This is a genomic window from Acinetobacter sp. LMB-5 (genome assembly GCF_001541635.1).
Taxonomy (GTDB): Bacteria; Pseudomonadota; Gammaproteobacteria; order Pseudomonadales; family Moraxellaceae; genus Acinetobacter; species Acinetobacter pittii.
The window spans coordinates 1-897 of record NZ_LRDR01000023.1 but is presented as its reverse complement, the minus strand read 5'-3'; the positions used below and the strand labels follow the sequence as shown (position 1 = coordinate 897).

Genomic DNA, 897 nt, shown 5'->3' with positions numbered 1-897 from the left:
GGGTGAATATTGAAAAAGCGTGCTTTTCCAATGAATTAGAACGTAAATCTTCGGGGCTGGACGCCCCTGCAATTCACGTTCTAATTTAAGAGCAAAATCCGCCTCGCTACGCGAGACCAAGCCCCTATAGAGCGTGAAAAATGTCGCCCTTTTTGGACAAGTCCAAAGAGTCTCGTTTTTACATCGTTATACGGACTTGGTCTCGCCTGCTCAACGGATTTTGGGGCAAGCCCCCAAACCAAAACGCAGTTTGGGAACTGCTCGCCTTTTCGTTCGGGAACGGGCGTTTGGTTCGGCTCCCCCTGTCGAGAAAAAGGTTCGGGGGCTCACCTGTTTTCTCGATGCTACGTTGGACACTTCGCATTTTTTTCTGACTAGCAATTGAACCCCGCAAGGGGGCGCTTGGGCGATTGAGCCAGAAAAAAACATGGCTCACTAACTCACTTTGTTTCGTTGTTCGAACTGTCGCCTCGCGCAGCTCGTTGCCGGTTCATTTGTCCTGGCAAAAACGCTTCGCTTAGTTTTACCAGAACAAACAAACTCCCTGGTATGAACCTAAATTTTTTGTTCTGGCCAAACAAAAAAATCATGGTGTATTTTTCCATTTGCCATGTGTTCTTTTGGCGATAAGTCGATCCATTAAATCGTAAATTTCAATCACGTTGGTGTGTTCATTACTTTGTGCTGTTGCGGACTTTTTGGCGGAAGTGAGGTTTATCATAAAGACCGTTTCTTGCTTCTGGATAGTGTCTTCTTTGTTGATATATCGGATCTGAAAAGCTGGCATAGTTCCTCTGCGTTAATGTGTGCTTTTGACTGTTTGGGCGTGTTTTCTGGCTGAAAACGAAAGGAGAAAATTATGAATTAAAAACGCCTCAAAAGCGTCACAAACTTTCA

Annotated in this window: 1 protein-coding gene; it reads right to left on the bottom strand. The window is 45.0% G+C overall.

Going from position 1 to position 897, the window contains the following annotated elements:
- Positions 1-586: 586 nt before the first annotated feature.
- Entirely contained in the window at positions 587-787 is a 201-nt protein-coding gene (locus tag AW165_RS18275; RefSeq protein WP_025787838.1) for a hypothetical protein, read from the bottom strand.
- Positions 788-897: the final 110 nt, after the last annotated feature.